The 23,186-nt window shown below is 62.9% G+C and carries 25 protein-coding genes and 1 riboswitch; of the genes, 16 read left to right on the plus strand and 9 right to left on the minus strand.

Features of this window, described 5'->3' with window-relative positions; all coding sequences use genetic code 11:
* Positions 1 to 45: 45 nt before the first annotated feature.
* A complete protein-coding gene (locus FJ418_RS18035) occupies positions 46 to 1,263 on the minus strand; it encodes a TadE/TadG family type IV pilus assembly protein (protein ID WP_140867806.1) in 1,218 nt (405 codons plus the stop codon).
* A 281-nt stretch (positions 1,264 to 1,544) separates the two neighbouring features.
* Between FJ418_RS18035 and FJ418_RS18040 the strand changes: the two genes are divergently transcribed.
* From FJ418_RS18040 to FJ418_RS31965, 4 genes are all read left to right on the plus strand, one after another.
* The gene (locus FJ418_RS18040; RefSeq protein ID WP_140867816.1) at positions 1,545 to 2,804 is read left to right on the plus strand and encodes a pilus assembly protein TadG-related protein; all 1,260 of its coding nucleotides are present in this window, start codon (positions 1,545 to 1,547) and stop codon (positions 2,802 to 2,804) included.
* Positions 2,805 to 2,809: 5 nt separating this feature from the next.
* The gene (locus tag FJ418_RS18045; protein WP_140644854.1) at positions 2,810 to 3,250 is read left to right on the plus strand and encodes a TadE/TadG family type IV pilus assembly protein; all 441 of its coding nucleotides are present in this window, start codon (positions 2,810 to 2,812) and stop codon (positions 3,248 to 3,250) included.
* A complete protein-coding gene (locus FJ418_RS18050; protein ID WP_140867818.1) occupies positions 3,240 to 3,650 on the plus strand; it encodes a TadE/TadG family type IV pilus assembly protein in 411 nt (136 codons plus the stop codon). Before FJ418_RS18045 ends, FJ418_RS18050 begins: the two co-directional genes overlap by 11 nt.
* A gap of 721 nt (positions 3,651 to 4,371) precedes the next feature.
* On the plus strand, positions 4,372 to 5,196 hold the full coding sequence (locus FJ418_RS31965) for a hypothetical protein (RefSeq protein WP_181166983.1): 825 nt from the start codon (positions 4,372 to 4,374) through the stop codon (positions 5,194 to 5,196).
* A gap of 647 nt (positions 5,197 to 5,843) precedes the next feature.
* On the opposite strand, the gene FJ418_RS18065 is transcribed toward FJ418_RS31965, so the two are convergent.
* Positions 5,844 to 6,386: a J domain-containing protein gene (locus tag FJ418_RS18065; RefSeq protein ID WP_140652213.1), complete on the minus strand. Its 543-nt coding sequence runs from the start codon at positions 6,384 to 6,386 to the stop codon at positions 5,844 to 5,846.
* A gap of 510 nt (positions 6,387 to 6,896) precedes the next feature.
* Between FJ418_RS18065 and FJ418_RS18070 the strand changes: the two genes are divergently transcribed.
* Positions 6,897 to 7,304: a hypothetical protein gene (locus tag FJ418_RS18070; RefSeq protein WP_095820511.1), complete on the plus strand. Its 408-nt coding sequence runs from the start codon at positions 6,897 to 6,899 to the stop codon at positions 7,302 to 7,304.
* A gap of 270 nt (positions 7,305 to 7,574) precedes the next feature.
* On the opposite strand, the gene FJ418_RS18075 is transcribed toward FJ418_RS18070, so the two are convergent.
* Together FJ418_RS18075 and FJ418_RS18080 are read right to left on the minus strand one after the other, a co-directional pair.
* The gene (locus tag FJ418_RS18075; protein ID WP_226891896.1) at positions 7,575 to 7,922 is read right to left on the minus strand and encodes an exopolysaccharide production repressor protein; all 348 of its coding nucleotides are present in this window, start codon (positions 7,920 to 7,922) and stop codon (positions 7,575 to 7,577) included.
* 274 nt (positions 7,923 to 8,196) lie between these two features.
* On the minus strand, positions 8,197 to 9,093 hold the full coding sequence (locus tag FJ418_RS18080; protein WP_140867820.1) for a DUF1236 domain-containing protein: 897 nt from the start codon (positions 9,091 to 9,093) through the stop codon (positions 8,197 to 8,199).
* 249 nt (positions 9,094 to 9,342) lie between these two features.
* On the opposite strand from FJ418_RS18080, the gene FJ418_RS18085 reads away from it, so the two are divergent.
* Positions 9,343 to 9,642, plus strand: coding sequence for a DUF1236 domain-containing protein (locus tag FJ418_RS18085; RefSeq protein WP_140703587.1), 300 nt, complete (start codon positions 9,343 to 9,345; stop codon positions 9,640 to 9,642).
* Positions 9,643 to 9,857: 215 nt separating this feature from the next.
* Positions 9,858 to 10,079, plus strand: a complete 222-nt coding sequence (locus tag FJ418_RS18090) for a hypothetical protein (protein WP_140645521.1) — start codon at positions 9,858 to 9,860, stop codon at positions 10,077 to 10,079.
* A 285-nt stretch (positions 10,080 to 10,364) separates the two neighbouring features.
* Here FJ418_RS18090 and FJ418_RS18095 read toward each other — a convergent pair whose 3' ends face one another.
* On the minus strand, positions 10,365 to 10,715 hold the full coding sequence (locus FJ418_RS18095; protein WP_140645399.1) for a DUF982 domain-containing protein: 351 nt from the start codon (positions 10,713 to 10,715) through the stop codon (positions 10,365 to 10,367).
* Positions 10,716 to 10,928: 213 nt separating this feature from the next.
* Between FJ418_RS18095 and FJ418_RS18100 the strand changes: the two genes are divergently transcribed.
* From FJ418_RS18100 to FJ418_RS18120, 5 genes are all read left to right on the plus strand, one after another.
* Complete coding sequence (locus FJ418_RS18100; protein WP_140645400.1) at positions 10,929 to 11,228, plus strand: DUF1236 domain-containing protein; 300 nt, start codon at positions 10,929 to 10,931, stop codon at positions 11,226 to 11,228.
* 131 nt (positions 11,229 to 11,359) lie between these two features.
* On the plus strand, positions 11,360 to 11,569 hold the full coding sequence (locus tag FJ418_RS18105; protein WP_140645401.1) for a hypothetical protein: 210 nt from the start codon (positions 11,360 to 11,362) through the stop codon (positions 11,567 to 11,569).
* 119 nt (positions 11,570 to 11,688) lie between these two features.
* On the plus strand, positions 11,689 to 11,934 hold the full coding sequence (locus FJ418_RS18110; RefSeq protein ID WP_140645402.1) for a DUF2934 domain-containing protein: 246 nt from the start codon (positions 11,689 to 11,691) through the stop codon (positions 11,932 to 11,934).
* Between the two features lie 372 nt (positions 11,935 to 12,306).
* The gene (locus tag FJ418_RS18115; RefSeq protein ID WP_140645403.1) at positions 12,307 to 12,807 is read left to right on the plus strand and encodes a porin; all 501 of its coding nucleotides are present in this window, start codon (positions 12,307 to 12,309) and stop codon (positions 12,805 to 12,807) included.
* Between the two features lie 19 nt (positions 12,808 to 12,826).
* The gene (locus FJ418_RS18120; protein WP_181166984.1) at positions 12,827 to 13,327 is read left to right on the plus strand and encodes a porin; all 501 of its coding nucleotides are present in this window, start codon (positions 12,827 to 12,829) and stop codon (positions 13,325 to 13,327) included.
* A gap of 6 nt (positions 13,328 to 13,333) precedes the next feature.
* Here FJ418_RS18120 and FJ418_RS18125 read toward each other — a convergent pair whose 3' ends face one another.
* Both FJ418_RS18125 and FJ418_RS18130 read right to left on the minus strand, forming a co-directional pair.
* Complete coding sequence (locus FJ418_RS18125; RefSeq protein ID WP_140854987.1) at positions 13,334 to 13,543, minus strand: hypothetical protein; 210 nt, start codon at positions 13,541 to 13,543, stop codon at positions 13,334 to 13,336.
* Between the two features lie 149 nt (positions 13,544 to 13,692).
* A complete protein-coding gene (locus FJ418_RS18130; RefSeq protein ID WP_140867823.1) occupies positions 13,693 to 14,037 on the minus strand; it encodes a hypothetical protein in 345 nt (114 codons plus the stop codon).
* A 221-nt stretch (positions 14,038 to 14,258) separates the two neighbouring features.
* Positions 14,259 to 14,371: riboswitch (TPP riboswitch) on the plus strand.
* Here FJ418_RS18130 and FJ418_RS18135 point away from each other — a divergent pair.
* The 4 genes from FJ418_RS18135 (at position 14,362) to FJ418_RS18150 (ending at position 17,813) form a co-directional block, all read left to right on the plus strand.
* Entirely contained in the window at positions 14,362 to 14,970 is a 609-nt protein-coding gene (locus tag FJ418_RS18135) for a YkoF family thiamine/hydroxymethylpyrimidine-binding protein (RefSeq protein WP_140867825.1), read from the plus strand. It overlaps the preceding riboswitch by 10 nt.
* A gap of 274 nt (positions 14,971 to 15,244) precedes the next feature.
* On the plus strand, positions 15,245 to 16,030 hold the full coding sequence (locus tag FJ418_RS18140) for an ABC transporter permease (protein ID WP_181166986.1): 786 nt from the start codon (positions 15,245 to 15,247) through the stop codon (positions 16,028 to 16,030).
* Positions 16,027 to 16,800, plus strand: coding sequence for an ABC transporter ATP-binding protein (locus tag FJ418_RS18145; protein WP_140867827.1), 774 nt, complete (start codon positions 16,027 to 16,029; stop codon positions 16,798 to 16,800). The genes FJ418_RS18140 and FJ418_RS18145 overlap by 4 nt, the downstream gene beginning before the upstream one ends.
* Positions 16,797 to 17,813, plus strand: a complete 1,017-nt coding sequence (locus tag FJ418_RS18150) for an ABC transporter substrate-binding protein (protein ID WP_140867829.1) — start codon at positions 16,797 to 16,799, stop codon at positions 17,811 to 17,813. The genes FJ418_RS18145 and FJ418_RS18150 overlap by 4 nt, the downstream gene beginning before the upstream one ends.
* A gap of 56 nt (positions 17,814 to 17,869) precedes the next feature.
* On the opposite strand, the gene FJ418_RS18155 is transcribed toward FJ418_RS18150, so the two are convergent.
* Together FJ418_RS18155 and FJ418_RS18160 are read right to left on the minus strand one after the other, a co-directional pair.
* Positions 17,870 to 18,574, minus strand: a complete 705-nt coding sequence (locus tag FJ418_RS18155) for a hypothetical protein (protein ID WP_246683098.1) — start codon at positions 18,572 to 18,574, stop codon at positions 17,870 to 17,872.
* A gap of 89 nt (positions 18,575 to 18,663) precedes the next feature.
* Positions 18,664 to 23,181 (minus strand): tetratricopeptide repeat protein, encoded by a 4,518-nt coding sequence (locus FJ418_RS18160; protein ID WP_140867833.1) that lies wholly within the window; start codon positions 23,179 to 23,181, stop codon positions 18,664 to 18,666.
* Between the last annotated feature and the right edge of the window lie 5 nt (positions 23,182 to 23,186).

Below are 23,186 nucleotides of genomic sequence, written 5' to 3' on the forward strand. Positions count from 1 at the left end.
GTTTTCCGTCCGGAATTGCGTTCAAAGGGATGACGAGATTGGCGTTCATTTCGCCAGGGTGATCATCCGTCCCGCATACATAGCGCGGTTCCCAAGCTCGGCCGTGCAATCCGATTTAACGGCGGAGCTCCCCGTCATTGCGACAGTGTCGCCGACCAGCCGCAGGCAACTGCCCTCGGCGTTCATGTCCGAATTTCCGGCATAGGTGATGGCAGCGTCCGGGGCGTAGATGAAACCGCTCACCACCGAGCCGGATCCGCCGTTCAGCGTCAGCGCCTGGGTGTTGCCGCGCGCCTGGTAGATTGTGATGCCGGCGTAGGGGCCGCTGGCCGGCGGCGACAGGTTCACCTGCTCGTTGGCGTTGATGATGAGCTGCGAGTTCTCCATCAGGAAGATCGTCACGCCCTGGCCGCTCAGGCTGCCGTTGCCGCCTGGCTTTATGGTGACGTTGCGCATGATGTAGGTGCCCGGATTGAGGGTAATATTTCCCGACAGCGTCTTGTCGCAGTAGGTACCCGGCGAAAGCGTTATTGTCTTGCCGTTCGGCACGGGCAGGCAGAGCGTGTAGGGAGGCGGAACGACGTCGGCCAGCGGATCGAACGAGGCATACTGGTTTTCCTGCGGCGCGCCGCAGGAAAGGGTGGCGCTGGGCGGCGTCAACCCTTGCGTGCCGCCGACTGTCGAGACGCAGCCAGCGCTGACGATCGCCGAGCCACCCCGGCTGACGGCGTCGGCGGCGTCCGAATTGGCCGCGATCACGCAACCGCTCATCGCCACATTGGTGGAGCCCTGCAGGCTGACCGCGCCGTCGGCATTCTGATCGAGCGCGAGCACACAGGCCTGCGCGCCAGGCTTGATCTTGACCGAGGCGGAGCGCGTCGCCGGCCAGGCCGGCATGCCGGGGACGAAGGCCGGTCGGCTGATGCTCGACGACACCGAAATGAAGTAGGCTCTCGGATCGCCGCTGGCCCCGGCCTGGAAGGCGGCGACGCTGCCCGCATATTCCTGCGCGTCGGCGGTGCTCATATTGGCCGCGAAGAAGGTCTGGCCGAGTTGCTGCACGTCGCTCGCCGACATGCTCGCCTGGTATTTCGTACCGATTGCAAGGTCGGCCGCGTCAAGCGAATTCTGCAACTGCGCGGCGTCGTCGCTGGTGCCGATCAGGTTGATGGACCCTGCCAGGGCAAGCATCAGCGGCACCATGGCCACCGCGGTCGCGACCGCGAAGTTGCCGCGCCTCGAAGCCCAGAAACGTGCAAACATGGAAGTCCGCCCTCGTCGTATATGCGAAAGTGATAGGCACGCTGTCTCTACGGGCGATTTCCAAAAAAGATAAAATGCGGAAAGTGCTAAAATATATGGTTTTACTAATGGTTACATCTTAAGTCTGAGCGTTTCTGGGGCCTTAAGTCTTAGTGTGCGCGGCGCAAGGCGGGGTGGCGGCCCGATGCAGTCCTAACAGCGCAAGTCGAGCGAAATAATTAGGCATTCGTTCATATGATAATGATGACGTAACGGCTGGGATAGCTTGGGTGCGCTCGGCCATGGCCTTTTCAGGTCGGTTCATCAGAAATCTTTTTTCTGGACTGGTCTCTCGATGCTTTTGCGAAGGCAAGGGCGGCAATGTCGCGACCATCTTCGCGCTGACCCTGCCGGTCGTCATCGGCGGCGCCGGGCTCGGCGTCGAGACCTCCTATTGGTACTATTCGAGCCTGAAGCTGCAGGCGATCGCCGACGCGGCCGCCTATGCCGGCGCGTTGGAAAAGATCGCGGGGTCCGACACCGCCACCATCACCGCCGCCGCCACGACATCGGCCGCCTCGAACGGGCTGGGCGGCGGCACCATCGTCGTCAACACCCCGCCGGCGTCCGGGCCGAACACGGCCAAGAAGGCGGTCGAGGTGATCCTCAACCAGAACCTCGACCGCATGTTCACCTCCATCTTCACGCAGACCAAGGTGCCGGAGCAGGCGAGGGCGGTGGCACTGATCACCGACGCTTCGAAGGCCTGCGTGCTGGCACTCAATCCGTCTGCCTCGCAAGCGGCGCTGTTTTCCGGCAGCACCAGCGTCAAGCTCACCGGCTGCTCGGTCATGGCGGATTCGCTCGCCAACGACGCCATCAAGGTACAGGGATCGGCCTCGCTCAGTGCCGACTGCCTGATCACGGTCGGCGGCGTCGTGCTGAACAATCCGGTGACGATGGACCCCGAGGTTTGCAAGGCTCCGATCACCCAGGCGCTGCCGGCCTCTGACCCGTTCGCCAGCCTGCCGGCGCCCGCAGCCTCTAACCAGTGTCAGCCCGTGAACAGTGGCAAGTCAGCACAAATATTGCAGCCCGGGACCTACTGCAGCGGCATGAACCTCAACGGCAATATCACGCTTTCCCCCGGTGTCTACGTCGTCCAGGGCGACTTGAAGATCAATGCGGGTGCCGTCATCCAAGGCAGCGACGTCACGATCTTCATGGCCGGCAGCAACACCATCAGCATGAACGGCAACGCCACCGTGACGCTGGCCGCCCCGACCACGGGCACCTATTCCGGCGTGCTGTTCTACGGCGACCGGACAGGGACGGCGGCGCAAAGCACTTTCAACGGCACCGCGACTTCGCTTTTGACCGGCGCAATCTATTTTCCCAGGCAGCAGGTCAATTACCTTGGCAATTTCTCGGGTAAGAACGGCTGCACCCAGGTTGTTGCCGACACCGTTCAGTGGTCGGGCAATTCGACCATCAACCAGGACTGCTCGAGCCTCGGGATGAAGGACATCCCGGCCGCCCAGTCGGTTGCGGTGGTCGAGTAGCGGCCATGCGGCTACGGGCAATCCGCTTCGGCAGGGACCGCGCCGGCATCGCCGCGGTGGAGCTCGCGCTGGTGATGCCGGTGCTGTGCGCCGCTCTTCTGGGCGTCTTGGACGGCTGGTCCTACGTCACCAGCTCGCTGGCGATGCGGGCAGGGGTGAAGACGGCCGCCAACCTTGTCATGGCAGGCGGCACCGACGACAGCGCCACCCAGGCCGCGGCGCTGGCGAGCTGGGAACACAAACCGGACGATGCGGCGATCGCGGTGAGCCGTGCCTACAAATGCGGAACGACCGTGGTCACCTCGACCACCATCTGCAGCGGGCCGAAAGTGCCCTCGGTCTTCGTCCAGATCCAGGCGTCGGGCACCTGGAAGCCGCCTTTCATCTTCGGCGTCTTCCCGCGCGACACGTCGATCGGTCATCTGCAGGTGGTCCGTGTCCGCTAAGCAAAGACGTCAAGCATTTGTCGGCGACATCTCGGGTGGCGCCGGTCTTGAGTTCGCGCTGGTTGCGCCCTTCCTCATCATGCTGCTGTTCGGCATCTTCGCCTTTGGCTGGTCGATGAACAACACCTCCAGCGTACGCTATGCGCTTGAAGCCTCCGCGCGCTCCCTGCAGCTCAACAACACGCTGACGCAGGCCGACATCCAGGCGGTCGCGACGCAGAAACTGCAGGCGCTGGGCCTGCAGAACGTGAACGTCACCATCACCACCGACCCGGCGAGCGGCGGCTTCCGCATGGCGCACGTTAACGCCAGCTACGCCTTCGTCATCAGCTTTCCTTATTTCAGCGATTATCCGATCAGCTATACCACCTCGGTGACCGTGCCGCTGGTCGGCGGCTAGAAGGTCGATCGCCGCCCAGTATCAAGCTAGAACATTAGCGATCTCTAAATCGCGTAAGTTTCGCGCCAGCCCGGAGTGCTAAACTAGGAATTTGCCTGTCATCCATATCGGGAGCGCAGCCATGACCTCTGTTGTTGGAAGCCAGCACGGCACCGGGCAAGAGTGGCGAAAGCGTTGGCCACCTTGCAAAGGCCTCGGTTTGCGAGACGGATGACAGCGAGCCGAACACGCAAGGAAAAGCCGCGTCCCGGATCGCTCGGATGGATCTGACGGTCCTTTCCCCGACCGGTTTAGGTGAACACCAGGAGCCGGGCGCCGCGGTAGCCGCGGATCAGGATGCAGGCGACACGCAAGCCTCGGATCCTTCGCTTTAGTCGCGTCGCGCCGGGCGCATTTCTGGTCGACCGGGCCCTGGTTCTCGCGCCGGGCGGACGTTCCGGGTTTGCACGGTTTCGCCCGGGCAGGAATGTCCTTGGGACCATGGTCTGGCGAGACAAGGGCCCTCATTGTTCCAAACGGCCCAAGCGCGCTCGGCCCTTTGTATTTTCGTTAAATTTCAATGTGTTAACACGCTATCTGGCGGAGATCGCCGGGCCGCGGCGGCCATGCTCTCATTTCGCGACCGCAATTGCTTAAAGTTTATCCGACGCCGTTAGGAAATTCTCATAAGAGGCTGCCTAGCGGTTGGGCCATGACGACGATTCATCTGCGGAGAAGCAAAATGACATTGCGAAAGACACTTCTGGCATCTCTTGCCATTCTGGCGCTTGCCGCGGCCCCCGCGCTTGCCGACGCTGGCGGCAATGGCGGCGGCAACGGCCATGGCGGCGGTAATGGCGGCGGCAATGGCAATGGCGGCAATGGAAACGGCGGCGGCAATGCCGGCGGCAACGGCAACGGCAACAGCGGCGCCTCGCACGGCAAGTCGGCTTCGGCTCCGGGCCACAACAAGGGCACCGACAGCGCCTCGGACGACAGCGCGTCCGACGACAGCTCGACCGACAACACGACCACGGCCGCCACGTCGAAGGAGAAGAACCTTCACGCCAAGCTCGGCCGGTTGAACTCGCTGAAGCGCAATCTGAGCGCCTACGAGCATTCCAAGAGCAAGAAATTCGCCGGCGTCCAAGCTTACGTGACTCAGGCCGCGGCGGCCAAGAACGCGCAGGCCAAGCTCGACGCCGCGAACGCCCAATTGACCACCGACCAGAGCAAACTCGCCGACCTCACTCAGCAACTCGCCGATCTCAACGCGACCGACACGACCGGCTTCACGCCCGAGCAGCAGGCCGCTCTCGATGCGCAGGTTGCCGAGGTTCAGGGGCAGATTGACGCCCAGAACACGGCAATCACCGCCGACAATCAGGCGGTCACCGATGCCCAGGCCGCGGTTGACAACGCGCCGCCTCCCACTGACGCGTCCTTGGACGCGGCCCTTGCCGAGATGGCCAACAAGCCGGTCGACGCTGACGTCACCGCCTGGGCTAAGGACACGCTGGCAGGCAAGATCGACGCGCAAGCCGCCGCCACGGCGACAACACCGTAAGGCCGGGCGAACCGACCAGAGGGTGAACGAAAAGCCGCCGGGCCCGCCCGGCGGCTTTTTTGTCGGTATGTCGCCGGCCGCGATTTCAGAAAGAAAATGGCTCGCCTCGGTCGAGACGAGCCAAAGCGGGAGCCGCACTGTTGGTGTCGGCTCCCGCTACAGGTTGCCACCTGATTTCACGAATGCTTGCTTTCCTGGGCGATGAAAAGCATGGCGCCGGCCTGGCGGAGAGGATGTTCGGGTATCGCTGACGGCTTTCGCAAAATGTCGTGTTACGATACACTTATCGTTGGGATGACAGGCCGGCAACAACTTTTGATGTTCGAACTCCAGCCACGCGGGATTGCTTCAAACAAGCCGTTGGCGGGGGCGTCCTCGTAATCACCCTCGACGGGTCGGCACCGGCCCAATGCGTCGGCACGTCAGACCTCGGTCACCTTGTATTCGGCGAAACACAACGCCAATGTAACTCTGCACTCCTCTTCTTGCCCGTCATGGTGCATGGCTTAGACACCGCCGCCCCCGGCGAGCCGAGCCCAGATATGGGGAGTTGAGAAGATGACAGTCGATTCCTCAGGGATGTAGCTGTTCCTTCATCGAGCCCGCCACTGGTTCAGGCGCCAGTCGGCGGGCTTTTGATGGTCGGCCTAACTCGCGTGATCGAGCAGGCGGGTGGCGTCGGGGCGATCCCGGCCCTGTTTGGCCCCGGCGTGATCGATGCCTTCCACGGTGATCGCGAACGTCCCGTTCTCGGTCCTGCCGATGAAGCCCTTCGCCTTGAGGTACCACAGGTGGAATTCCAGGTGCTCGCGAGGGCAGCCCGACAGGCGCTCGAGCTCGTCGTCACCGATGCCCGGATTGTTGACGTCCCGCCGGCGCCTCACATAGAGGAGCGACAGCAGATTGGCCTGGATGACGGTATCCCTCTCCATGCCGCCGCCGTCGCGGGCTCCTTCCGTGAGTTCGTGACGAAGGCCAAGATGCTCCCGGTAAAGGATGTCGTACTGAGCCCGTTTGACTGGGTCCCGCAGCGTATTATGGGCTTCCACGATCTCGCTGAAGCGCGCTTCATTGCCTGTTTCCCGATTGTCGGGGTGGTAGCGCATGGCAAAGTAGCGGAAAATCCGCTCGATGGTCTCAGAATTGGCGTTCGGGCTTATTTCCAGAAGTTCGTAGTAGTCAATGAACATGTAATCGTGCTTCCGAAATTACGGAAACCACCCCCGTCGCCAAGCATTGCTCAAATGCTGCGGACGTGCAAGGCGCATCGCCTTGCCGTGCTGCACCATCGGTTCTGGCAGAAGGATGGGACGCTGAAGCCCATGCTTTCACCCGCCGGCTGAAAAAGGGGCGACGTCCTGTCTGGTAGTGCCTTGGTTCCGATGGCCGATCGGCAAGGGCTTGCGCTGTCAAGGTCGGAAAACCCTACCGTGTCAGTCCGCTATAGCGGTGGAATAAATTCCGGGTTCTGTTACGTTAGCGCCGTTTGAAATTCAGGTGGCAACCTGGATGGGGCCGACCTCAAGCCCGGCTCCTTTTTGGCTCGCCTCGAAAGAGGCGGGCCATTTTTTTGCAAAGCCGTCGACATCTCGCGGCTTTCGCCCGAAGCCCCACTGACTTAGGTACGCCATGGCTAATATGGCTTGCAGGATGTAGACTTCGCAGAGTCGGGTTTACAGAGGCATTGGGAGGACAACAAAATGCCACGGGTATCGGAGCTTTTCTTCAAGACGGCCATCGTCTTTCTTATTCTGGGCATCGCCGCCGGGCTGCAGATGGCGATTTCGGGCGATCACGGTGCCTTTCCGGCGCATGCCCACATCAACCTTCTTGGCTGGGTCACCAGCGCCATCTTCGGCGGCTACTATGCACTCAACCCGGCCAAGGCCGAGCGCCGCATCGCGATGATCCATTACGGCCTCTATACGGTCGGCATCGTGATCATGCTGCCGGCGCTCTACTGGATGCTGGCGGCAGGCCATCCGGAGATCGAGCCGGTCGTGGCGATCGGCTCGCTGATCGTCGCCGCTGCGGTGCTGGTCTTTGGCTTCGTCGTCTTCTCGTCTTCGGAGACGGTGCGCTCGGCTTCGCCGGCCACCGCGCGTTAACTCGGCGAACCACAGGATTGCAGCCGGCTCGGACCACGGTTCCGACGGCTGCAAGCCGGCCGTTTGCGTTGCGCCGCATTGACGTCGCGAAAGCCGGCCGGCCGGCGACGATACAAATTGATGGCGCCTCGGAACTCTGGCACCGAGGCGTAGCCCGGTCCCTGCGTTCGAGCGGAGAATGCGGAGCGCCGGCTATTGTGGTGCGACGACCTCTCGAAAACGAAAAGACGGTCGGTCAGCAGCCCGGCCGCAAAGCGCCGCTCAAAGCGATTAAGGCAGCAGTTTCGGGAACAGCCACAAGATGAGAGCGTGGATGATGCCGTCGCGCTCGAACGGGCCGGGTATCTTGGCCGGTGCCGAGCTTGCGTCCGCCTTGCGTTCGTCGGTCACGCGGGTCTCGCCATGCACGAGCCAGAGCACGGCCACGAAATAGCCGGCCTGCAGAACCACTGCCGCCAGGAATGTCCAGCCGATCGCCATCCAGACAGATCCCGTGGAGGCGTAAGTCCAACCGAGGATCACCAGAAGCGTTGCCACCATTCCCACAAGAAACTGCGGAAAATACATCTGCCCATCCGAGCGCCGCGGCCACATTCGGTCGTCGACGATCTCGCCCATATCTCTACCCATCTCGACCCATGCACCTTTTCCTAGTGGACCGCAAGCTTGAACGATTTGCCGGCGGGCCCATCGCCCTTTCGTCCGATCCGATAGGGACTAGGGACGCAGGACTTCCGGTGTGACAACTGGGAATTGCGCCAAATCGTTCCCGAGGCTCAACATTCAACGCATGCCTAATGAACACGCGCAGGCGATTGCCCGTGTGTTCGGTTGTCTCTGCACGCAAAAAGGCCCGCCGCGTGGCGGGCCCTTGTCTGTCCTGCTATCCGGATCAGGTCAGGATCAGCACGATCTTGTAAGTGTCGGGGTCGACGATGACGATACGTCCGTCGGCCAGCACGAAATACTCGTAGGATTCGTAGGCAGGCACGATCTTGACGATGCGCGCCGGCAGGCGGTGCAGACGCACCTTGTGCCGCGGAACCTCGACGCCGACAGAGATGTCGAAGCTGACGTCGCGAACCGGTTCGACCCTGGTCTCGTGAATGATCTGCGTGACCTGCGTCTTCTGCTCCACCGTCACGTTGTTGATCGAGGCCGTCTTGTTCTGGTCGGTCTCGACATTGGTGTTGCCCTGGGCGTTCTGTTCGGTGTTGGTACCGGTCTTGCCCTGCGCGTTCTGCTCGGTCTGCATCTTGGTGTTGCCGCCCTGAGCGTTCTGCTCGGTGGTGGTTGTGCCGGACTTACCCTGGGCCTGCTGATCGGTCTGGGTCTTCGTCTTGTTCTGGGCATTCTCCTCGGTTGTCGTACCGGTCTTGCCCTGCGCGTTCTGCTCAGTCTGCATCTTGGTGTTGCCCTGAGCGTTTTGCTCGGTGCTAGTCCCGGTCTTGCCCTGAGCCTGCTTCTTTTTCTTCAGCTGTGTATGGTCCTGAGCATTCTGGTCGGTATTGGCGCCGGCCTGACCCTGGGCCTGCTCATCGGTCTTCATCTTGGCCGTGCCCTGGGCCTGCTCTTCGGTGTTGGCGCCGGCCTTGCCCTGAGCGTTCATCTCGGTCTTCGATTTCGTCTCGCCCTGAGCCTGCCCGCCGGCCTTGCCGCCCTTTTGACAATCGGCCGTGCCGGCCGCGCAATTGTCGCCGCCGCTCGGCTGTGCGGATTCGGTCTGCGCCATCGCGGCGCCGCAACCGACGCCGAGCGCGATCATACTTGTGATAAGCAGATGTTTCATGGGATTTCTCCTCGGAAAATTCGGTCCCTTCACTAGGAAAACCCGGCCCGAAAAGCATTGTTCCGAAATTGCCGCGCCGCGCGCCGGTGACGTTTCTTCGGACGTGCCTGTGACGTTCCCCCGAAAATGGTGTCGGCGAATTTTTTGCAGGAACAAGGCTTGTCGGCCGGCGTTACGCACATTGCCTACCGGCTGTGAAATCGCAGGCGCAGCGTGAGAGGCAATCTATCCAAATCAAGGAGAAGATCGATGAAAATGCACCTCACAACCGCAGCCGCGGGCCTGCTGCTTCTGGCCGGCATCGGCGCCGCCGCCGCCGAGGATGTTATTATCCAGCCCGAACAGGAAACGGTCATCCGCGAATATGTGCATAAGCAGCCGCTGGCGTCGGTCAAGCTTCCCGGCGTCAAGCTCAGCATCGGCAGTGTCCTTCCCGACACCGTCGAATTGCACGAGGTACCGAACGTCAAGTACCGTTACGTCGTCGTCGACAATCAGACGGTCATCGTGGATCCCGGCACGCGCAAGATCGTCCAGGTCATCCAGTAGGATCATTCGCAGCTGAGTTGACGGCCCTGCCGCCGGCTGCGGCCGGGCCGTTAACCAGTATTAATTCGTTACCATATGCTAACGGAACCTTCGTTCCGGGCCCGCGTTGCCGCTGCTGTGTTCGAAATTGCCTCATAGAGAACACAAGCATGCGCAGGATGCGGGAATCGGGCGGCGGCGAAACAGGCACGGGTTGGGGGAGGAGACTGACCAACATGTCGAAACGAGAAATCGGAACATCCCGTTCGCTCGGGATGCGTGTCGCCGATCTCAAAGCCAGGATGCGGGACGCCCGGATCACCGAGCATGAGATGAAGACCTTCCAGAAGGTCGCGGCCATCATGGGGGGCAGCGAGGGCTCCCTACGCATAGACGCGGACGATCTGATCGCCGCGTCCTTCGTCACCGAGGCCCCGGGCGAATCGGCACCGAGCTGACAGCGGCCTCCAGCCGAATCCCCGATCGATCCAGTCGACCTCCAGCCGCAAGGCGGCGGTCTGCAGGCAAACGGATGCAACGGACGTCAGGGCGCGCCCGGTTGCTCCGGGATTCGCAGGCCAAATCCTGAACTTGCGGTCAAGGCCAATGCGCACGGCGTCTTGGTGGATGGTCGTCATACGCGTTGTGAGGCGTGATCAACAGACGCTGCCGCTCCAGCGGGCGCCGCTGGCCCTGTGGGCGTCATGCCCGACGCTGCCGACCGGCCTTTGCCCAGCGAGGGACTATCCAGGCACGTGTCGGTTCTGTGCCCTGCTTTCGCGTACCCGGCTTCGCCTGATCTTTGCTTCGCGCAGCACCGCGACCGGATCGGCGCCGGTCCATTCGATTCCGGCCTTCCGCGCGAAGACCAGGAACGCCTGCCGCGCCTTGTCGAGATCGATCTCTCCGGTCCGCGCCGCCTCACAGGCGCGGAATGCGTTGGCGTAGCTATCGCCCCGCGTGGCCTGCGGCCATTCCTTGAGAAAGTTCTGCATCCCGGTGAGCGTGGCGATCTCGCGCTTGAAGCCGGCGCCCACGGCAATGGCCACGGGGGCCCGAAGTTCGATGTCGCTTCTGATGGGACCTTCTTGCATGACTGCGGCATCCTTTGATTTTCAAAGACTTGGGCAGTTTCAATGCCTTCCAATGCGGAGCCGATGCGAAGGTTCCGCCAAATCAATTAGTCGTGGCTGACGGAACAACACCCTGCCGGCGGCGTTTGCCCCGGGAGCTCCCATGTTCGACCTGCCCGTGTTTCCGCCCCGCGGAGGCCAGGCGGAGCTCAACAACGCAACAGGAGATAAACGATGAAAACCACCCTCATTCCAGCTGTCGCCGGCCTGGCTCTGATGGCCGGCATCGGCATCGCGGCCGCGGACGAGGTGATCGTCACCCCCGAGCAGCAGACCGTGGTCAGGGAATATGTCCACAAGCATCCGATCGCCTCGGTCAATGTGCTCGGCCTCGAGCTCGGCGTCGGCTCGACCGTGCCTGACACCGTCGAGCTGCAGCAGGTTCCGGACGTCCAGTACCGCTATGCGGTCGTCAATGACCATACGGTGCTGATCGATCCCGGCACGCGCCGCGTTGTTCAGGTGATCGAGTAGATTTAGTCCTGAAAGAGCCCGATCCTCTCCCCGGAGCATCGGGGAAGGATCGGGCTCTTCTCGTATCCGGGCATAAGGCCTAAGATAAACAGCGGTTTGGGAGGCAACGAAGCGCGGAAGGAGTCGTTGCCATGCATCATCCACACGTCGAATCACCTGACATTGCCCGCCAAGTCGACAGGCTGCTGGCCGAACGCGGCGATGGGCTGCTGTCGATCAAGCAGGCGGTCGCGCTGCTGCGCGAGCGCACCGGAACCGATCGTTCCGACGCCGACCTGGCCGGACTGATCGTCAAGAAGGCCGCGTATCTCGGCATCGCGGTGCTTTCCGACGAGAAGTGAGCCATCACCGGATATTGCTTCAAGATGCGTTTGCGCGCCGCGTCTACACCCAAGACGGCACGCGAAAATTCGGCTAATGTTTGGCTGGGGAACAGTCCCAAACCGTAGGAGGCGACAAAGTGACGGACGACAGGCACGAACGCATTCGCCAACGCGCGCACGAGATTTGGGAGCAGGCCGGCCGGCCTGAAGGCGCGCATATGGAGCACTGGGACCAGGCGACGGCCGAGATCGATGAGGCGGGCAGGCCGAAGAAAGCCGCCAAGAAGGCCGCTGCCGCCAAGGTCGAGAAGCCGAAGGCCGCGAAGGCGGAGAAGCCTGCTAAGGCCCCCAAGGCGCCACCCAAGTCGAAAGCCAAGGGCTGATCGCGTCCTAAAGGATTACGGGCAGTCGTCAGACCATCTGCCGCATAGTTGACCCACCGGCGACGGCGACCTGCAAAGCCGCGGCCTGCGCCAGCTGCGCGGGCCCACATCGGCGAGCCTGCCGGGCAGATCGCCCGGCATCGCTTGATATTAGAGAGTGTTAATAAGCCTCGACGTCATAGCTCCAAACCATCGGGGAATTACTGATCAGGTTGAACTGTTTACTGTAGCTGGGCTGCAATATGTGTTCAATAGATGAAATGCTCCCAGTAAAAGTCAGGCATTGAGCGGAAGGCGCAGTTGACTCCGCGCGCTCGCATGCGCCTTTTTCATGCGAGGCTTTCTCTCAACATCCAACTTCGGGGATCAGGCATGCGGGGTATCAACCGTGTCATTTCATTTGCGTTTCTAGCTGTGGCGGGCGGTCTCTCTGCGCCTTGCCAGGCGGCGCCGGTCGAGTACGTCAGGGTCTGCACGGCTTATGGCGCGCAATACTATTACAGTCCCGGCACCGCCACCTGTATCAATGCCAACACGGGCGAGACGCGCAGCTTGACGGAGGACGGTGTGGTCGACGGCAAGACGGCGTTGGCGAGCAAGGTCGACGACATTGACCGCCGCGTCCAGCGCGCCTTCGAGGGTGCATCGGTGGCCTCGGCGCTGGCCGGCCCGGACCTGGTGCAGGGCGAGCATTTCGGCGTGCGCGTCAACTGGGGCAATGCCGGTCAATCCAACGCCATGGGTGTCACCGGCGCGGCGGTTCTTGGCGAGGGCTTCATGTCTGGCGGCAACGGTCGGCTGGCCGGCGCCGCAGGCGTCGGCTTCTCCGGCAAGACGGTCGGCGGCAATGCCGGCCTGCAGTTCACCTGGTAAGCGCGACCGGGGGCAATCAATGTTCAGATATCTTCTTGCGCCGGCGATTCTCGGCGCGGCAACGCTCCTTGCGGCGCCATCCCAGGCGGCAGTCGCGTATGTCAAGATCTGCTCCGCCTATGGAGCCAATTACTACTATAGTCCGGGCACGGACACCTGCATCAATGCCCAGACTGGCGTGACCAAGAAGCAGGTCGACGACGGCAATGGCGGCGAGATGACCGAGGTCGGTAAGACGGCGCTCGCGGCCCACGTCGATGACATCGACAACCGCATCACGCGCGCCTTTGAGAACGCCTCGATCTCGGCCGCGCTCGCAGCGCCCGATCTCGTCCAGGGCGAGCATTTCGGTGTGCGCGTCAACTGGGGCAATGCCGGCTATGCCAATGCCTTCGGCATCACGGGCGCCGCGGTGCTGAGCGAGGGCTTCGACCATGGCGGCCGGCTGACCAGCACGCTCGGCATTGCCTTCTCCGGCAGCCAGGTCGGCGGCAATGTGGGGCTGCAGTTCAGCTGGTAGGGGAGGCTACCGTCTCCCCTGCTTTCCGGCGTATTGCGCGACCGCGCAAATGAGGGCCAGCGCCGCCATATCGCAGGCGGTCCGCGACGGCGACGGTCCCCTGGCGAAAAGCACCGCGTCCGCGACGGGGATCGTCAGGCCATGCTTTCTGGCGAATGACGTGACTTCGTAGGGCTGGTCGTCAGGCTGTATGCCGATGTCGATACGCTGGTCCATCAAACGAGTTCCTCCCTGGTACGCGGCTTTACCCTCCTTCGCCTGAGACGAATTTAACCACCCGCCGCTCAGCCGCGTCCACCAATTGCCAATTGTATGAAACGATGCATTTTTCGACGGGCGGCCCAAGGGTTGTAGGGGGAGCTCCCTCACCACGCATCGCTCGACCGGGCAAACCTCATGCCGGCCGCGATCATCGCGCTTTCGCATTCGCTGATCAGCCTGAGATTGCGCAGATACCGCGCCACCGTCTCCGGGAGCCAGGCGGCGCAGGCCTCGACATAGGCGCGGCCATGCACCAGCGTGCCGGTCGAAAGCCGCTCGTCCTTCTCGGCGATCACCTTCAGATATTGCCGGATGAAACGGATGTCGTCGGCGATGTCCTGGCTGGCCATGCGCCAGGCGCCGGCAACGCGTTCGCGCTCGGCGAACGGCAGTGGCGAGAGCAAACGGCGGGAGAGGTCGGCGAAAGCGCCATGGTTCGCGGTATTCAAGCAAGTCCCCTCAAGGGAAGGGAAATATCGTACTTTATGTACGAAAAACAATCAAGCCGGATTCGTACAATTTGAACGACACTGCGGTTGCGATACCGCGGTTATAAGAAATCTGCGAAAATCTTATAACCCGGCATCTCCCTTAGGGAGATGGGGCTCTTGGCCCAATTGGCCTCGCAAAAAAAACCGCTTTCCCATTCGCTCGAACAGTGCTTTAACGCGGCCATCCACAGGGGTGCTCCGTACGGTCGGGGCTGAGATGGCGGCGGCAAGCCTCCGGACCCTAAAGCTGATCTGGATAATACCAGCGGAGCGAGGCGGGCCATGTTTTCCGGCGCACAGATTTCCCTTTATCCCATGGCTGACGATTTCGTCGGCGTCATCCTCGGCGCGTTGGGCGCGCTCGATCCTTACCGCGACAGGCTGAGGATCGAGACCGACGATATCTCGACGCTGCTGGTCGGGCCGCCCGAAGTGCTTTTTCCCGCCATGCGCGACCTGCTCGTCGCGGCGGCGAAGAGCGGCAAGCACTGCGCGCTGTCGGCCGCGGTCTCGCGCGGCTGCCCCGGCGAGCCGGACGACCCGATCTGCCGCTCGGACGAGATCGGCGGCCCGGCGATTCCGCTCGAGGAGCGCAAGCGCGCCGCGCTCCGCGCCGTCGAGGCGACGCCCTCGACCGACCAGCCGGTGGCGGCGCAATTCTCGCTCTATGTGATGGGCACCGGCGACCACATGGACGAGATCTATGGCTGCATCGACTTCCTGAAAAACTCCGGCGTCTTCGACCGCTCGAAGAATTTCTGCACCAGGCTGCGCGGCGATGCCGGCGCGGTGTTCGCCACGCTCGCCGAAGCCTTCTGCCGCTTCGGCCCCGGCGCGGGCCACGTGACGCTCGACATAACGATTTCGGCGAACAGCCCGACCGCGGTTTGAGCCGCGTAGCGCTGCCGAGGTAGATGTGATGGCTGTTTCGTTCGGTTCTACGCCGCAAGAAGAGCCTTCGGCGATTGGCGAAAGCCGGGATGCCGTCCAATCTCCCCCCTTGCGGGGGAGATGCCCGGCAGGGCAGAGGGGGGTGCTGTCCCGCCAGCCTGTCAGTCGTTCGCGCCCTGTCGCGCAAGAGCTAGAAGCCGGCGTTCCTTCACACCCCCCTCTGGCCTGCCGGCCGCAAGGGGGGAGATCAGCCCTTGCTTCCGCCTTCGCCAGGATCTTCCCCGCCGCCATCGCTTTCGCTCTTCTCCTCATCGCCTGGGAGCTCTACGCCCGCCTCGGCGGCATCGCGTCCACCGTGCTCCCCGCGCCCTCGCGCGTGCTGGCGCAAGCCTGGGAGAACCGCTCGGCACTTGCCGACAACACGCTGCCCACCATCCGCGCCACGTTGGCGGGCTTTGCCTGCTCGCTCGTTGCCGCCTTCATCCTCTCGGCGCTGGTCGACTTCCTGGCCCCGTTGCGCCGGGCGCTGTTCCCGCTGCTGATCGCCAGCCAGACGTTGCCGCTGGTGGCGATCGCGCCGCTGGTGGTGCTGTGGTTCGGCTTCGGGCTGCTGCCGAAGATCCTGCTCGTGGCGCTGGTCACCTTCTTCCCGATGATGGTGGCGCTGGTCGAAGGCTATGCCGCCACGGCCAAGGAGATCAGCCAGATGCTCGCCGCGATGGGAGCAGGGCGCTGGCGCATCTTTTGGCTGGCGCGGCTGCCGTCGGCGCTGCCCTATTTCTTCGCCGGACTGCGCATCTCCATCACCTATGCCGTGGTGGGCGCCATCTTCGCCGAATATGCGGGCGCCGCGAAGGGGCTCGGCATCTACATGCTCAGCGCCAAGAACAATTTCCGCCCCGACCTGGTGCTTGCCGCCGTCGCGGTCAGCTCGGCGCTGACGCTGGCGCTGTTCGGCCTCGCCGTGCTCGTCCAGCGTCTCGCCATGCCCTGGGAAAATGCAGAGGGCGAAAGGGCGGGGCGCGACGGCGACAAGCCTGTCGGGGAGCGCCGGCCATGACCCGGCTCGAGCTCCGCGACGTGCGAAAGAACTTCGGCGCGCTCGAGGTTCTGGCCGGCGTCTCTCTCCATGTCGGCGCGGGCGAGTTCGTCTCGATCCTCGGTCCTTCCGGCGCCGGCAAGTCGACATTGTTCCAACTGCTCACCGGCGCGATCCGGGGCGAGGGCGAGATGCGCTTCGACGGCGCGCCGCTCGATGGCGCCCGCTTCGCCTTCATGCCGCAGCGCGACGCGCTGATGCCGTGGCGGCGCGTTATCGACAATGTGGCGCTGGGGCTCGAAGTCCAGGGCATGAAGCGGCGCGCGGCGCGCGAGCGCGTGGCGCCGTTGTTCGCCGAATTCGGCCTTGCCGGCTTCGAGCGCGCCTGGCCGGCCGAACTGTCCGGCGGCATGCGCCAGCGCGCCGCGCTCCTGCGCACCGTGGTGCAGCAGCGCGACATGCTTTTGCTCGACGAGCCGTTCGGCGCGCTCGACGCGCTCACCCGCGCCGCCATGCAGCGCTGGCTGGAGACGATGTGGCGAAACCATCGCTGGACGGCGCTGCTCATCACCCATGACGTGCGCGAAGCAGTGCTTCTGTCCGACCGTATCTATGTGCTTTCGGCGCGGCCCGCGCGCGTGGTGCGTGAGGTGGCCGTGCCGCTGCCGCGCCCGCGCACCGAGAGCGCGGCGCTTGCCCGCGAGGCCGCGGCGATCGAGGCCGGCATCCTCGACACGCTGCTTGGCCAGTCCGATCCGAATTTCCGACCATCCGATGGAGAATTGAAATGACCGATCTGACCCGCCGCCAGGCGCTGTTTCTGGCCGCCGGCCTGCCTCTTGCCGGGGCCGTCACGCACGCCCGTGCCGCCACCCCGCAAAAGATCACGGTCGCGCTCGACTGGACCGTCAACACCAACCACATCGGCCTGTTCGTCGCCCGCGACAAAGGCTTCTATCACGACGCCGGCCTTGACGTGGAAATCCTGCCCTATGGCGATACCGGCTCCGGCACGCTGGTAGCCAACCGTGTCGCCGATTTCGGCATTTCCGGCTCGCTCGGCCTGTTCACCCAGAAGAGTGCTGGCGCCGACCTGAAGGCCGTCTACGCCGTCGTCCAGTCGGAGACCGGCCGCGTCGTCTTCAACGCCAACCGCGCGGCGATCAAGAGCCCGAAAAATCTTGACGGCCTGACCTATGGCGGCTTCGGCAGCGCCTGGGAAAACGCGCTGCTGCGGACCATCATCCGCCATGACGGCGGCAAGGGCGATTTTTCGACCGTGACGCTGGGGACGTCCGCATACGATGCGCTGGCCAACGGCTCGGTCGATTTCACGCTCGAAGTCTCGACATGGGAAGGTGTCGAAGCGGAACTGAAAGGCCTCAAGCAGCGCAGCTTCCGCTACGCCGACTACGGCGTGCCGGACGAGCACACCACGCTGATCGTCTCCAGCAACGGCTTCCTTAGCGCCAATCCGAAAGCTGCCGCCGCTTTCGTCAAGGCGACGCGGCGCGGCTATGCCTTCGCGGTCGATCAGGCGCTGGAGGCGGGCGAACTGCTGATCGCCGCCAACAAGGACACACTCGCCAACCCGGCGCTGATCGACGCCTCGCTGAAGGCGCTGAACGACGGCCATTTCCTGAAGAGTGCCAACGGCGCCATCGGTACGATGGACAAGGCGAAGATGGAGGCGATGGGCGGGTATCTGTTTGCCTCGGGGATATTGCTCGACGGCAATGGCAAGGCGTTGACCGCGAAGCCGGATATCGAGGCGTACTTCAGCAACGAGTTTCTGGGCGCCTGAGAGTACGAAGGAACGCGGTGTCGCGCCGGAACCCGTCCGGAAATCCGGTGCGGAGCCTAATTCTCAACGATGGCGCGAAGCAGCGCGGTTTTGATGTGCCACCCGGGTTCGCCATGCAGTAACAGGGCGGCCTCATAGAATCTCGCCATGGCCGGGCACAGGCCCGGGAAGTCCTGGTTGGCGTTCGAGATAGCCTCCATCTCGGCCGACGTGCCGCCGATCTTTGTGAAAACGTCGGCGACCAGCGACCAGTCCTGATCGCTGGGCACGGCCGCCGGTAGGCCGCTTCTTTTGGCGGCGCCGAAGGCGCGGAACAGCGTGGCGCCGATCCTGTCCAGGTCAGCCAGGAAATCGTGGCCGGGCGCACTGATCGCGTCCGGCCCGTTGCGCAGGTAATTGTTGCAGGTGGCCGGTGTTTCGCGCGCCATGACATGATTGAGCATGTCGAGTTGCGCCGAAAGCGCTTCCGAAGCGTTGCTGTCGGGGGTCGTAGGTAGGAGTGGCGCATATCTATGCCTGAGATCGGCGACCGCCTGTCTGCTGATATCGCGCACTTCTGTTTGGCTTCCGGCCTGGGCCGCGGCAGTGATCTTGCGCAGCATCGCATCGTAGTCGTCCGGAAATTCGCGGGCGATAGCCTCGAATATCTGGAGATCCTGCTTCCGGATCTCGGCATCGATGTCGGCGGTGGTCAGCGTCTGGGGCGGCATCTTTACTGACTGATAGTGGTGATCTCTGCCGCTGCCGAACATCGTTGGCATCACTTTAGTCCCAACGATGCTTACGGAGACGACCGCCGCGACTTGCAACCATTTCCAAGATGACATCCGCCCGCGCTCCGACACCCTGCTCACTCTGCCCCAAGGCTCAGCACCTTCTTGCGGTCGGCTTCCGCACGCTTGCGGTCGCCCTTGGCTTCCCACACAGCGCTACGCGATTTGTATGCGCCAGCGAAATTTGGCCTTAACTTGATCGCTTGGTTGAGGTCGGCGATGGCGCCGTCATAGTCCGCTTTGCGGGCGCGGATCGTGCCGCGGCCGAAGTAACCGAAAACGTTATTGCGATCGAGTCTAAGAACCGTTTCGAAATCGCTGAATGCCCCTGTGTCTTCGTGGTGCTTCATGCGGAACATGCCCCGACCGGCATAGATCCTTGCGTTCGTTGGATCGAGACGGACGGCGTTTTCGTAATCCGCCGATGCCCCGTCATAGTCCCCCTGGTAGCTGAGGACGCGGCCGCGATCGCTGTAAGTGTCACCGATGTCGGGGCCGATAGTGATCGCCTGGCTGAAATCGGCGATGGCACGGGCATAGTCGCCCTTCGTCTCCCAAAGGATGGCGCGCGCTACATATGCGTCTCGGAAGGTGGGGAACAGGGCAATCGCTTTGCCATACTGCGCGATGGCGCCGTCATAGTCATCCCTGCCGTCCAGCACTTGTGCCTTGTTGAAAGCCGCCCTGGCTCCAGGCGGAATGCCACCCGCCGAGGTCGCCGCTCCGCTCTCGATCTTGCCTGACGTCTTTGCCTTCGCCGCCGCCGCAAGCTTGAGGCCCTTGCGGGCGAGGCTCATCTCCGGATCGAGCTTCAGCGCCTGGTCGAAATCGGCGATCGCCCGGTCATAGTCACCCTTGGCAGCGAAGGCGCCGCCGCGCCCGAAATAGGCCTGCGCGTCATTGGCGTCGAGCTCGATTGCACGGCTCAAATCGGCGATGGCGCGATCCGGTTCGTTCTTTTTGGTCCACGCGACGGAACGGCCCATGTAAGCGTCCGAGTAGTCAGGGTAGAGCCCGATGACCTTGTTGTAGTCCTCGATCGCCGCGTCGTATTTGCCTTTGTCGACAAGCGCGATGGCCCGTCCGACATAGGGCGAGGCATCTTGCGGATCGAGCGCCATCGCCTTGTTGAATTGGGCGATCGCACGATCATATTGGCCCTTGTAGTAGAAGGCGTAGCCGCGATCGACCAGAGCGTTTAGCTTCTTCGAGGATGGCGCGATCGCGTTGCCGCCGGCACCGCCTTTCTTCTGCGTGGCCATCGCTGCTTTGCGCGCGGCGGCGTAGTTTGGATTGTGCGGGTCTAGTTTGGCAGCTTGGTCGAGGTCGGCAATGGCATCGGCGTAGTTTTTGCCGTCGGCTCGCACCATGCCGCGTCCGTAGTAGCTGGCGGCGTCTTTCGGATCGATCTCGATCGCCGCTGAAAATGCCTCGATCGCTCGCTTCGGGTCTCCCGTGGCGTACCAGGCCGCTCCGGAACAGAAGAAAGCGCCGCTCGCTTTCGGGTCGAGCCTGATGGCTTTGATGCAATCGTCAAGCGCGCCGTCCGCGTCGCCCGCCGCGGCCTTGGCCAGGCCACGGCGCATGAGCGGCGCGGCCGCATCGGGAATAATGGCGATGGCCTTGTCGTAATCGGCGATCGCGCGGGTAAAATCCTTCTTGCCATCAAAGGCCCTGCCACGGCTGAAATAGGCGAGCGGGCTCTTAGGATCGATCGCGATGGCCTCTTCATAGGCCTCGATCGCTTCGTCATACTTTCCTTCGTGCAAGAGGCTGTCGCCGTTGGCCACGGCGACGAGGACGCGGGGATCACTGGTGTCGATAAGCTTCGCCAACTTCGGATCGGCAAGCGAAAGATCGTCACTCGCACCAGGCTTGACCGCAGACGGGGTTTCTGCTAGCGCAACTGCGGTGGCGCTCTGTTCGTTCGCCGTAATGTCGGAGCCGTCCGCTTTGGTCATGCCATCGGCAGGCTCTCCGCTGACGTCCGCCGCTGCCTTGCGGGCTACGGCATAGTCACCATTGCCGGGATCGAGCTTGAGCGCCTGATCGAAATCGGCGATGGCGCCGGCATAGTCTTTCCGATCCGCCCGCACCATGCCGCGCGCGTAGTAGCTGGCGTCATGCCCGGGATCGATCCCGATCGCCACCGAATAGGCGGCGATGGCGCGCCCGGTGTCGCCCTTGGCGTGCCAGGCCATGCCTTTGCAATAGTGGGCGTCGCGCGCCTTCGGGTCGAGCGTCGCTGCCCGATTGCAATCGGCAAGCGCGCCCTCGACATCGCCGGACGTCACCTTGGCGAGCCCCCGGTGAAAATACGCGGCGGCAAAATTGGGGGCAAACTGGATGACCCTGTCGAAGTCGGCGATCGCCTGGCCATAATCGCGTATGGCGGCCCTGGCCCTGCCGCGGCCGAAGTAGCCGAAGCGGTTGTCGGGTTCGAGCGCGATCACCACGTCATAGGAGCCGATCGCCTTGTCGTATTTGCCCATGTCCAGCCAGACATCGCCTTCCAGGATCGCTTGGAGCGCGCGCTGGTCTTTTGTCTCCAAGGTCTTTGCTGCCAGCGTGTCGTCCGTAGCCGCCAAATTCGGACGGACGATTTGTGGCTTTGGAGCAGCGGCCGCCGCCTTCGGCTGCTCAGGGTCCTGCGACGGTTCAGTTTTGCCCTCATCGCCGGCAGCCTGCTCGTCGCAGCTTGCCGACCGTGTGGAATCCAACTCCACGGCGCGCCGGCAATCCGCCGCCGCGCCGGCGTGGTCGCCCTTGAGCGTCCTGGCGCGGCTGCGGCCCAGATAGGCGTCGGCATTGTCGGGGTCGAGGCTGATCGCCTTGTCGAAATCGAGCAGCGCGCCGTCGACGCCGTATTTCGACAACCGCATCTGGGCGCGCTCGAGCAGTGTCTTGGCGGTCGCCGGATCCCCGTTTGGCTGCGTAGCGGTCGGCTGTTGGCCAGGCAGATTTTCCCAACACGTGCCTGCGCGTTTCCGATCGAGTTCGACCGCTCGCCGGCAATCGCCGATGGCGAGGTCGAAATTGCCGACGAGTGCCTCGGCGATCGAGCGGTTGTAATAGGCGTCTGCATTGTAGGGATCGAGGCCGATGACAAAGCTGAATGTATCTATCGCGCCCTTGGGGTCGATCTGCATCGCCTGCAACCCCGATTTGAGGTTCCAAGCAATGGCGGCGGAGTTATCCTGCTTGGCATATAGTTGCGGCGGCGCATATGTGGGGGGCGGGACAGGCTTGGCCGGCTGCGGCTCAGCGGGGACTGGGACATCAGCCTGATTGGTCGCAGCGCTCGGCGACTGCAGCACGGGTTGCCCGTTCGCCCTGCTCTTGCTGATTTGGACGCTGAGCCTTTCTTTGCGGTAGTCGGCGTTGGCCGGATCGAGCGCGATCGCTTTGTCGAGGTCCGCAATTGCCTTGTCGGAATCCTTCGCCTCCCAGACGACTGCCCGCTCGAAATACGATTTTGGATCGTCGGAGCTGATGGCAATCGCTTTGTCGAGGTCGGCAAACGCCTCTCGTGAATTGCCGATCTGGGCCATGGTCATGCCGCGCACGCGGTAAGCTTGGGCGTTGGCCGGATCGCGGCGAACGGCTTCATCCAGATCGGCGATAGCGCGGGCATAATTCTTCTTTGAGGCCCAGCTCTTGCCGCGGTTGAAGTGGAAAGCGGAACTTGCTGGATTGAGCCGGATCGCCTCGTCGAATGCGGCGATGGCGCGGGTATGGTCGCCCTTTTCCTGCCACTCTACTCCAATCGCATTTTGAGCAGAAGCTGGGTTTGGGTCGGTCGCGCCGTCGCCCGGCTCACCGAAAGCCTCGACAATCAGTCGCGTGCAATCGCGCCCCTTGTCCGCATCGATATTGGCGATGCGCTTGCAATCGGCCTTGGCTCGCTTGCGATCACGCTCGGCGATCGATGAGCGGGCCCGGTCTAGGTAAGGAGCGATAGGGTCAATACGGACGCTCTCCGCTTTGTCGTAGTCGGCCTGGGCTCGCGCTGCGTCGCCCTTGTCTTCCCACACAACGCCGCGCACGCCATAGGCCATTTCATTGGCGGGATCGATGTCGATCGCCTTGTCGCAATCGGCGATAGCCCGATCATGCTCGCCTTTCTTGTTGAGCGCCCGCGCGCGATCGGCATATCGGCTTGCGTCATCCGGCGTAAGCGCGATCGCTTTTGTGTAGTCCACGACGGCCCGGTCGAAATCCCCTTTGCTCTCCCAGGCGATGGCGCGATTGGTAAATGCGCGGACGTAAGTCGGATCGAGCGCGATCACCTCGTTCATATCGGCGATGAGGTGGGCAATATCGTTCCTCTGTGCATAGGCCAGGCCGCGCACAAAATAGGCGCTTACGCGAAGATCAGGCACCTCGCCTCTGTCCTCGGCGATTGCGGTGCAGGCGGCAACCTGCCGGTCGGCGGAAACTTTGCTCTCGCTGAAGCAAGTGTTGTAGTCTTTGCCAGCCGCGAATGTTTTGCCGCCGAAAGCACCAAGCACAACCACCCCTGCCAGCGCCAGGAGCGGCCCGCGCGAAAGCCAGGCAACAAACGCGCGCATCAGCGCGCCGGTGCGGCGTGACATGATTG

It is taken from the genome of Mesorhizobium sp. B2-8-3 (assembly GCF_006440815.1).
Taxonomy (GTDB): Bacteria; Pseudomonadota; Alphaproteobacteria; order Rhizobiales; family Rhizobiaceae; genus Mesorhizobium.

Bases quoted from the DNA above. Each gene is read 5' to 3' on its own strand.
- FJ418_RS18035 (WP_140867806.1), bottom strand. From the start codon at position 1,263: ATGTTTGCACGTTTCTGGGCTTCGAGGCGCGGCAACTTCGCGGTCGCG.
- FJ418_RS18040 (WP_140867816.1), top strand. From the start codon at position 1,545: ATGGCCTTTTCAGGTCGGTTCATCAGAAATCTTTTTTCTGGACTGGTC.
- FJ418_RS18045 (WP_140644854.1), top strand. From the start codon at position 2,810: ATGCGGCTACGGGCAATCCGCTTCGGCAGGGACCGCGCCGGCATCGCC.
- FJ418_RS31965 (WP_181166983.1), top strand. From the start codon at position 4,372: ATGACATTGCGAAAGACACTTCTGGCATCTCTTGCCATTCTGGCGCTT.
- FJ418_RS18065 (WP_140652213.1), bottom strand. From the start codon at position 6,386: ATGTTCATTGACTACTACGAACTTCTGGAAATAAGCCCGAACGCCAAT.
- FJ418_RS18070 (WP_095820511.1), top strand. From the start codon at position 6,897: ATGCCACGGGTATCGGAGCTTTTCTTCAAGACGGCCATCGTCTTTCTT.
- FJ418_RS18075 (WP_226891896.1), bottom strand. From the start codon at position 7,922: ATGGGCGAGATCGTCGACGACCGAATGTGGCCGCGGCGCTCGGATGGG.
- FJ418_RS18080 (WP_140867820.1), bottom strand. From the start codon at position 9,093: ATGAAACATCTGCTTATCACAAGTATGATCGCGCTCGGCGTCGGTTGC.
- FJ418_RS18085 (WP_140703587.1), top strand. From the start codon at position 9,343: ATGAAAATGCACCTCACAACCGCAGCCGCGGGCCTGCTGCTTCTGGCC.
- FJ418_RS18090 (WP_140645521.1), top strand. From the start codon at position 9,858: ATGTCGAAACGAGAAATCGGAACATCCCGTTCGCTCGGGATGCGTGTC.
- FJ418_RS18095 (WP_140645399.1), bottom strand. From the start codon at position 10,715: ATGCAAGAAGGTCCCATCAGAAGCGACATCGAACTTCGGGCCCCCGTG.
- FJ418_RS18100 (WP_140645400.1), top strand. From the start codon at position 10,929: ATGAAAACCACCCTCATTCCAGCTGTCGCCGGCCTGGCTCTGATGGCC.
- FJ418_RS18105 (WP_140645401.1), top strand. From the start codon at position 11,360: ATGCATCATCCACACGTCGAATCACCTGACATTGCCCGCCAAGTCGAC.
- FJ418_RS18115 (WP_140645403.1), top strand. From the start codon at position 12,307: ATGCGGGGTATCAACCGTGTCATTTCATTTGCGTTTCTAGCTGTGGCG.
- FJ418_RS18120 (WP_181166984.1), top strand. From the start codon at position 12,827: ATGTTCAGATATCTTCTTGCGCCGGCGATTCTCGGCGCGGCAACGCTC.
- FJ418_RS18125 (WP_140854987.1), bottom strand. From the start codon at position 13,543: ATGGACCAGCGTATCGACATCGGCATACAGCCTGACGACCAGCCCTAC.
- FJ418_RS18135 (WP_140867825.1), top strand. From the start codon at position 14,362: ATGTTTTCCGGCGCACAGATTTCCCTTTATCCCATGGCTGACGATTTC.
- FJ418_RS18145 (WP_140867827.1), top strand. From the start codon at position 16,027: ATGACCCGGCTCGAGCTCCGCGACGTGCGAAAGAACTTCGGCGCGCTC.
- FJ418_RS18150 (WP_140867829.1), top strand. From the start codon at position 16,797: ATGACCGATCTGACCCGCCGCCAGGCGCTGTTTCTGGCCGCCGGCCTG.
- FJ418_RS18155 (WP_246683098.1), bottom strand. From the start codon at position 18,574: ATGCCAACGATGTTCGGCAGCGGCAGAGATCACCACTATCAGTCAGTA.
- FJ418_RS18160 (WP_140867833.1), bottom strand. From the start codon at position 23,181: ATGTCACGCCGCACCGGCGCGCTGATGCGCGCGTTTGTTGCCTGGCTT.